9 protein-coding genes and 2 pseudogenes are annotated in these 7,781 nt (G+C 48.4%); 1 reads left to right on the top strand and 10 read right to left on the bottom strand.

The features are described from left to right. The 6 genes and pseudogenes from Q0628_RS02295 to Q0628_RS02320 form a co-directional block, all read right to left on the bottom strand. Positions 1-307 (bottom strand): annotated as a pseudogene (locus Q0628_RS02295) (hypothetical protein); the annotation flags it as partial. 45 nt (positions 308-352) lie between these two features. After that, positions 353-1,183: a fibrobacter succinogenes major paralogous domain-containing protein gene (locus Q0628_RS02300; RefSeq protein ID WP_298767958.1), complete on the bottom strand. Its 831-nt coding sequence runs from the start codon at positions 1,181-1,183 to the stop codon at positions 353-355. Positions 1,184-1,386: 203 nt separating this feature from the next. Then, positions 1,387-1,557 (bottom strand): hypothetical protein, encoded by a 171-nt coding sequence (locus Q0628_RS02305; protein ID WP_298767959.1) that lies wholly within the window; start codon positions 1,555-1,557, stop codon positions 1,387-1,389. A 6-nt stretch (positions 1,558-1,563) separates the two neighbouring features. Beyond that, entirely contained in the window at positions 1,564-2,088 is a 525-nt protein-coding gene (locus tag Q0628_RS02310) for a hypothetical protein (RefSeq protein ID WP_298767960.1), read from the bottom strand. A gap of 102 nt (positions 2,089-2,190) precedes the next feature. Further along, the gene (locus Q0628_RS02315) at positions 2,191-2,592 is read right to left on the bottom strand and encodes a hypothetical protein (protein ID WP_298767961.1); all 402 of its coding nucleotides are present in this window, start codon (positions 2,590-2,592) and stop codon (positions 2,191-2,193) included. Between the two features lie 90 nt (positions 2,593-2,682). Then, entirely contained in the window at positions 2,683-3,108 is a 426-nt protein-coding gene (locus Q0628_RS02320; protein ID WP_298767962.1) for a hypothetical protein, read from the bottom strand. A 143-nt stretch (positions 3,109-3,251) separates the two neighbouring features. Between Q0628_RS02320 and Q0628_RS02325 the strand changes: the two genes are divergently transcribed. Further along, the gene (locus tag Q0628_RS02325; protein WP_073318870.1) at positions 3,252-3,566 is read left to right on the top strand and encodes a multidrug efflux SMR transporter; all 315 of its coding nucleotides are present in this window, start codon (positions 3,252-3,254) and stop codon (positions 3,564-3,566) included. Here the strand turns inward: Q0628_RS02325 and Q0628_RS02330 are convergent. The 4 genes and pseudogenes from Q0628_RS02330 to Q0628_RS02345 form a co-directional block, all read right to left on the bottom strand. Beyond that, entirely contained in the window at positions 3,526-4,209 is a 684-nt protein-coding gene (locus Q0628_RS02330; protein WP_298767963.1) for a DUF4405 domain-containing protein, read from the bottom strand. The genes Q0628_RS02325 and Q0628_RS02330 overlap by 41 nt on opposite strands. Before the next feature lie 171 nt (positions 4,210-4,380). After that, positions 4,381-5,721, bottom strand: a complete 1,341-nt coding sequence (locus tag Q0628_RS02335; protein ID WP_298767964.1) for an ATP-binding protein — start codon at positions 5,719-5,721, stop codon at positions 4,381-4,383. 399 nt (positions 5,722-6,120) lie between these two features. Then, positions 6,121-6,273 (bottom strand): annotated as a pseudogene (locus Q0628_RS02340) (flavodoxin); the annotation flags it as partial. 72 nt (positions 6,274-6,345) lie between these two features. Further along, positions 6,346-7,563 carry a carboxymuconolactone decarboxylase family protein gene (locus tag Q0628_RS02345; protein ID WP_298767966.1) on the bottom strand — a complete coding sequence of 406 codons (1,218 nt, stop codon included), beginning with the start codon at positions 7,561-7,563 and terminating at the stop codon, positions 6,346-6,348. Positions 7,564-7,781: the final 218 nt, after the last annotated feature.

Raw genomic sequence — 7,781 nt, forward strand, 5'->3', positions numbered from 1 at the left:
TTTTTTTCAAGCAGAAGACGGCATACGAGATAATAGTGTATTCAGAAGAACTACTTATTACCCTCCCCTTACTTGAAGAAGACTTACCAGCTTCAGCATCATCCGATGATTCTACATTCTTCTCAGCAGAAGAATCAATTTTTTTAGCAGAACTACTTGATTCGTCGTCACAATCCTTACAGACTGACGATGAAGAATCAACGGAGGCATTTTCATCAGGTTCATTGCTTGAAGCGGAATCATCACAGCCCCAAAAACCAATCACGCTAAATACGACTATACAAAACAACATTTTTAAATTTTTCATAATTTAGAACCTTTTTTGAAATTTTAGTCTTTCAATCCCTAATTTTTAATTTTCCAAATCCTTTACGCAGCGGATAGAATATGCATTGAACTTTTGGGAAAGAATATCAATGGACACATCCTCCTTGTGAAACAACAATCTAATATCGTACGCTTTCTCTTTATTCGCTTCGGTAGAACTCCAAAAGCGAGCAGCACCGCCCTCCCCATCATATCTCCCATAGTCACGCGCTTGACCAGCAGGCAAGGCGGAAAACCCGAAGGCATCCGTTCCATTACCACTGGAACCATCTTTGTCTTTCCAACCGCTAGTGGACTTGAGGGCAATACCTCCGGTGGAAGCGCCGCCAACGGCATCGAACAGAGTCTTGAATTCGGTAGTATCCGGCAAATGCCAGCCTTCGGGGCATATGCCACGCACCGGGTATATTGGAGAACAAGTCACATCATAGCCACAACCCTTACCATTTGATGTCCATGTTCCCGCACCGTCCATCGCAGCAGCCCATTTGTACAGGCGACCATATTTGGAACAATTGACCGCGTCATCATCCAAGCAATAGCTTTCTTCCGTCTCAAAGTTTAAGTTCTCAGCCATCCAGGTTTGCGTGCCAATAACAATGGTCTTATATGTTTGACCATCACGTGAATCGGTCAATGTTCCGTATTCGCAGTCCTTGCATGATGTCGCTGACACAATTGAACTAGATGAAGATGTTTTAGTTTGTCTGTCATCACTTGCCGACGACGAATCATCGCAGGCGGAAAGGGCGAAGAATGCCGCCAACAAGAAGATGGTTATGAGCCGGCCCTTCGGCAAGCACTTCGGCAAGCTCAGTGTGCCACTCAGGGTCCTTGGAGCAATGAAATTTTTCATAAGAACATCCCCGTCTATAGTTTATCCTGTTAAATATAGGTAATGCCCCTGCCAAAGTCCATACCCCCCCCATTGTAAAATTTAGGTAACAAAAGTCCGGAATAACGCAGAAAAACAACTTTTTTCAAGGTTTTCCGTCAAAAATTTCCTATATGACTCAACCTGGGACATATAGGAGTCATAACTTGCCAAATGTAGGCATTTTATGGTAGATTTGGCGAATTATACAAGACATCCAAAGTGATTGATTTTGGAATCTGCCTGGCGCAGGAATTGGGTTTTAGACCGAGCGATGTCACGAAGGTAAGCATCGGTGACTTGCGGGTCTTAGAGGATTCCTTGAACAGCTTGACTTTTTCAAGGAGTTCCGTCAAGTAATGCTATATCCAGCTACATGGGGCACTTTCTATTCCAGAGATTCCGAGTGCGTTCAGGATTTGCGGATAATGCTGAAGGCACAGCATTTCGAATGCGTAGCCGCACCAACTGTTGTATTCAGGCTTACCCTGGATTTGCAGCCATTGGTTGCGGCGACCCTTCGCCCGTTTCGCGAGGAACCTGAAATAGAAAAGCGTGTAGAAATCGACGAGTTGAATCAGTTCGTCTTTGGTCTTCTTGCCAAAGGGACTATAACGCCTAATGAATCCGCAATTTTCAAGATCGTCCAAGGCCTTGGACACGCCCCCGCTACTCTCGACCGAAAGTTCCTTGATTAACGTATTCCTGGTTATCCCCTTTTTCTTTTGAGCAAGAACTTCTACGATGGCAATGTATTTTTCGGAATTGCGGAACAACGCGTGATACAAGTTGTGAAATTCATTGCGGAGTTCGCCATCTTCGCTGAACAAAAGTCTGTCCACATTCTGTGCAAGGCTTTCGCCTTTGTCCAATACGGCATAATTCACCAAAAGTATCTTTTTTATGATAGATTTGGCAAGATAACGCGGTTTTTAAGGGGCGGAGCCTCCCCCCGTTTCCGAGGGGGCCCTTTTTAACAATATGTCCGTTTATTTCACTAAAACGGCGAGAAGTTTATGCGCCTCGTCGCCTTCGGCAAAACGGATTTCACCTACGGTATGGTACTCGAATCCCGAGAACTGCTGCAGGTGCAGTGCCGCAAATTCGCGGTCCTGCGAATAGCAGAGATTCAGGCGGAAGTTCCCGTTGTCGCCTGTTTTCGGATGGCCATTTTTTTGAACGACCGCATCCAGGGCGCTTGGAGAAGCCTCGACAATTTCCTTGACCTTTTGGCCCTCCGTAGGGCTGTAGTCCAGGCAAGTTCCCACTACGGGCGAATTCGTCCTGGTGTAGGTGACGTTGGTCTTGAAACCGAAAAACTTCTTTTCGGTCTTGATATAGGGCTTGTTGAAGAGGGCGTTAGCCATCTCCATCTTGGAAATGTTTTCCATGTTCTTTCTCTTTTTTGAAATGAATGATGTCGCGCACCCGGTAAGGGCCGCGGCCATTTACTAGTGTTTAAGGCTTGGAGAAAGAACTTGCTAACAGAGCATTCGCTCTAGCGTATAAACGTAATACTCTTTTGATTTCTGATAAACTAGCGGCAAAGGGAAGCCGCATTGGGCGCAAACAGTTGGCCGCGCGATCTTGGTCGGAAATGGCGTAGCCTGCTTGAACGTTGCCGAACTGCGTCCGCCGTCCCCTTGAAGGCCGTTGCCGCGCGATGCACGCAAGGACACCTGCTGGCCCGACCTGCGTGTAAACTGCATGGCCTCGGCTGACGATTCCCGCAACAGGAACAGCGGACTTTCGGCATGCACATTGTCGGCGGAGACCTTGCCATATTCCGAAGCCCGCCCCATTTCGGTTCCGTAATCGTAAACAAAAGAACCTTCGACAACGGCAGCAAGAATCGCGAACAACGCGACCGCAATCATCGAAGAAACATTTTGTTTAACGGACCTCATCGCTGAATAAGATAGAATTTTTTTGGCGGAATAACTATCTTTGTTCCATAATTTGAACCGCGCCCTGCTGCCACCGGGTAACAGGGGAACACGCATTCTTTATCGTTAGGTCTTTGAAGATAAAGATTCCTGGAGGTAAAGAAATGGAATGGTTTATGCTTGCCGTGGCGGGCGTTCTCGAAGTGGTTTGGGCCTGCGCCATGAAATACTCGGAGGGCTTTTCTAAAACAGTCCCTTCAGTCATCACGGTAATCGGTTTCCTTTTGAGCGCCGTCTTCTTGTCGCTCGCCGTAAAGAAACTGCCGCTCGGCACCGCCTATGCGATATGGACAGGACTAGGCACGGTGGGAACGTTCGCCCTGGGCGTTTATCTATTTCAGGAGCATTTCTCTATCCCGAAAGCCATTTGCGTTTTGCTTATCTTATCCGGGATTGTCGGCTTGAAATTATTGCATTAAAAAGATGCACCGCGACGGCAAACAGCACGACGATGGCGATATAGTCCGCGAAAAAGAGGGCGTAGCCCCGCTCCGCATCAAAGAAGAAAAACGGTTGCTGCAGGAACATGTATTTCCAAAGTCCGCGAATCGCGAAAGCGTAAATTCCGTAGCATGCCACGAGAGCGGCAATCACGCGGGTTGCGATAAGCGCCGCCTTTGATTTGAACGCACCCGCAAGCCCCAAGCGGTTTGCAATCAGGCTCACATGCAGCCCGATGTGGAGCGACATGAACACGTAATACCAGTGGCTTGCGAGCAGGTGCGCCGTGCGGGCAAAACTTGCGCCCGATTCAATCCCAAGCCAAGCGAACACGTGGTTCGAAAGCATGATGCCGCTCACCATCAAGAAAATCGCGCACAAAAGGATTCCGCAATTCACGACTGCCTGCAAGATGCGGAATACATTGTAGCGTCCCTTGAACAGCGAAAGGAAAAATCGCCGGTTCAGCGTGATATGCACTGCCCACAAAGCGAGCAGCACCACTCCCAGAATCTCGTGAACGGCAGTCGATTCAAAGAAATAATTGCCACCCATCAGCACAAGCGTCGCGACCGTCATCGCGATATCAAGAGGCATACGGATTTTAGCGGAAATAGGCATATCAAGTAAAACTCATCACAGAAAACTTACTACCTGCCAACGATTTTTCCGACATCCTTGTAATTTACGCAACGGCATCCCTTGAAGCTCTCAAAAATTAACAATATTTTTAACAACACTTAATGAGGTCATTATGAAATTACTAGCAATCTTTGCGGCTATGCTTGCTTTCTATTCCTTAATCGTTTTCAGCCACCGTTTGAGCATGAATGTGCAAAAGTACGGAATGGTGTAGAATTTTCCGTTGAAGCCGATGTTCTTGTTCGCCAGTTTAATGCCAAACTTTACGTCGCCGTAATTTTCCTTTGTAATCAAGTTGTTTAGCGAAACGGTCGCCCCGTCGGTGGCCTTGACTTCTACGGGTACCAGTGAACTAGCAGTCCGCACGAAAAAATCCATTTCAAGGGTGGATTTCTCGTTCTTGTAATAGTAGAGCCCGTAACCTTCTTTTACGAGCATGTCGGCAACGACATTTTCGTAGATAGCGCCTTTGTACGCATTGAAATTCTTGTTTGCGCGCAAGTCCTCTTGGGCTTCGTCGTCGAGCGAAGCAATCAGCAGTCCCGTATCGCGGTAATAAATTTTGAAGTCATTAGGCTTGTAGTTGCCTTTTAGCGGAAGTTCTGGCTGATCCAGACAGTAGCAACGGTTGATGATGCCTGCATCGTTCAGCCATTCGACTGTCCCCACATATTCTCTGGAACGCGCCCCGGTGGCGACCTTCGTTATCTGGAATTTCTTGTTCTCTTTGCCAAGGAAAACGGGAATGTGGTTATAGACATTCTTTATCTTTTCTTTGTCTAGTCCTTCGGCGTATTTTGTGATGTCGTCCTCGTAGTCCTGGAGAATCTTTTTCTGCGCCGCCAGCACCCCTGAAAAATTTTTTTGTGATACAAATTTGTCTACAATGGCGGGCATTCCCCCGATGGTCATGTATTCCCTGAAATTTTCAATCCATACATCGTATTCGATGTTAGAGAATGGCGTCTGAGATACCATATGTTCGTAGATGGAATCGATTTGCTCCTGCTTGTAGCCTTTTGCCCAAAGGAATTCCTCGAAATCCAGGGAATGCATTTCATAGTCTTCCTTGAAGCCGACACTGACTGACGAAATATCCTTGTAGTGCACCCCAAGCAGCGAACCCGAACAGATGACGTCGAAGCGGCCATCCAACTTGAAAAACTTGAGCGACGTGGTGCAATCGGGACACTCCTGCATTTCGTCGAACAAGATGAGCGTATCGTGCGGAATGAACTCCCAATCCGAATTCAAGAACGAAATTTCTCGGATAACCGTGTCCGGTTTGAAGCCCTTCTCGAAAATTTTCTTGTACTGGGGTTCCTCGATAAAGTTTATCGAGATGAAACTCTTGTAGTTCTTCGCAAAATGCGTAATAGAAGAAGTTTTTCCGACCTGCCTAGCACCCTTTATAATGAGCGGCAAATGGTCGGGATTTGCCTTCCAATCGACCAAAAAAGAGTCCAACTTTCGTCTGAGAGTGTATTCCATACACAAAAATATAGGTTATTTTTAGTAAAAAATCACATTTTTCCCGCCATTTCGATGCATTTCGTCACAAAAATCTCGAACTGATGCTGGTAAATCGTATCAACAGTCCTGACATCCTGTGCCGCAGCCCCTCACGGCTGGTACAAACAGGGAGTATCTGAATACGAAACAGAGAATGCGGTCGCACAATGCGAATATGAGCAAGGCAAGGACCATATAGAGCAGGGAAACTTCATGACAAGTTGCATGAAACGCCAGGGCTTCCGCTGGGTTGAATAACCCTTAATTACAGGGCTATTTTACCCACTTGTCCACTTCCTTCTGCGCCTTTTCGCGTTCATTCTGCGCGAGTTCCTTCTTAGCGACATTGATACAGTCGTCGTAGCCCTTGGGGTATTACTTGGCGGGTTCCACATGCAAGAGCGTGCCACCCGTCTTTTTCGCAATCATCTCGGCAATGATTTCGGTGTTGCCCTTGGTGATTGTTCCGACGCCATAGTTTTCGTCAGCGCGGGAATAATATGCGACCAGGATTTTCTTTACGGCAGCCATAGTGACCCCCATGAGAATTGTTAAAAGGATGAGGATTATGCGTTTCATAATGGTTGCTCACGGTGAAGGTTACTATTGTAATTTACTATAGTCTTCGTCGCTCACGGGCTCGAGCCATTCGTTGCTCGTTCCTTCGCCGGGAACTTCGATTGCCAAATGCTGGAACCAGGAATCCGGAGCCGCCCCGTGCCAATGCTTGACGCCAGCCGGAATGTTCACCATGTCGCCGGGCTTCAGTTCCACCGCCGGCTTGCCCCATTCCTGATAGTAGCCGCGACCCGCCGTCGCAATGAGAATCTGGCCACCGCCCTTCTTTGCATGATGGATATGCCAGTTGTTGCGGCACGCCGGTTCAAAAGTCACATTCCCGACACCCACCTGTTCCTTGCTGATCATGTCGAGATAGCTCTTGCCCACGAAATACTTGGCGTAGGCGTCGTTCGGCTTGCCCACCGGGAACACACTCCAGTCCTTGCCTGGCATGGATTTTGCAACATCAACCCCAGCACCAGCCGCATCCGCAGCCTCAGCCACTGCTTCCTTGAGCAGTCGTAGCGCGTTCAGCGTGCGCGGGTAACCGCAATACGGCAAGCAGTTGTAAATCGCCTGTTCCACGTATTCGGCCGTGCGAATCTTCAGGTTCGCGCCGATATGCGCCTTGAGCTGTGGCTCCGTTCCCAAGTTCACGAGAATCGCCATCGTCAAGAGTTCGCGGGTATTCAGGTCGAGCCCCTTGCGGGTGTAGTAATCGCCAAAGCAGTTGCTCGCAAGGAAGTAATTGATAGTCGGCATACCGCTCTTGCCGTTCTTCGCCATGTCGCGGAAAGTCTGGCCGAACAGCGTTCCCTGCGCGTCGGCACCCGCCTCCAGGCGGGACTGCGCCGTCACCGTCGCACGGTTTTCGTCCACCTTCACGTTCTTCGCCTTGAACACGCCGCGGGCAATTTCAACCGCATCCACCGTCCGCGGGAACCCGGTGTAAGGGGCGCACTGGTAAATCGCCTCGAGAATTTCTTCGGGAGTTAGCCCCTGCACAAGCGCCGTCGCCACTTCTTCTTGCAAAAGAGCGCCCGACTGCTGCGTCACAAGCGACACCAGGCGAATCAACTCCACCTCGCGCTTTTCCACAAGCGGAGTCGCCGCCGGAACCTCGTTCTGCGTAAAGTTGTCCATCACGGCACGCAGTTCCTTGTCCTGCGAAAGCGCCTTCGCCTCGCCCTGCGGGCAGCAATCACACGCGGCAAGCACCGCACCCATACCAAGCATCGTCATAATCGTCCCTAGTTTCATGGTTTGTTCCTTTTTTATCTACGCCTTTAATATAAATAAATGCGCAAATCCCGCAAAATACCATTTTTTCATGCTCAGTATGCGCGAAACGCATAGTGAAAACGACAAAATTCCGTTTCTTTTCCATTTTGTCATTTTATGACACTCTAAAAATATATTTTTGCACCACTTGCACCAGCACGAGGAAAAATGTATATTGACTATAGTTCAATTCAACA

It is taken from the genome of uncultured Fibrobacter sp., assembly GCF_937877005.1.
Lineage (GTDB): Bacteria > Fibrobacterota > Fibrobacteria > Fibrobacterales > Fibrobacteraceae > Fibrobacter.

Bases quoted from the DNA above. Each gene is read 5' to 3' on its own strand.
- Q0628_RS02330 (WP_298767963.1), bottom strand. From the start codon at position 4,209: ATGCCTATTTCCGCTAAAATCCGTATGCCTCTTGATATCGCGATGACG.
- Q0628_RS02325 (WP_073318870.1), top strand. From the start codon at position 3,252: ATGGAATGGTTTATGCTTGCCGTGGCGGGCGTTCTCGAAGTGGTTTGG.
- Q0628_RS02345 (WP_298767966.1), bottom strand. From the start codon at position 7,563: ATGAAACTAGGGACGATTATGACGATGCTTGGTATGGGTGCGGTGCTT.
- Q0628_RS02320 (WP_298767962.1), bottom strand. From the start codon at position 3,108: ATGAGGTCCGTTAAACAAAATGTTTCTTCGATGATTGCGGTCGCGTTG.
- Q0628_RS02300 (WP_298767958.1), bottom strand. From the start codon at position 1,183: ATGAAAAATTTCATTGCTCCAAGGACCCTGAGTGGCACACTGAGCTTG.
- Q0628_RS02315 (WP_298767961.1), bottom strand. From the start codon at position 2,592: ATGGAAAACATTTCCAAGATGGAGATGGCTAACGCCCTCTTCAACAAG.
- Q0628_RS02335 (WP_298767964.1), bottom strand. From the start codon at position 5,721: ATGGAATACACTCTCAGACGAAAGTTGGACTCTTTTTTGGTCGATTGG.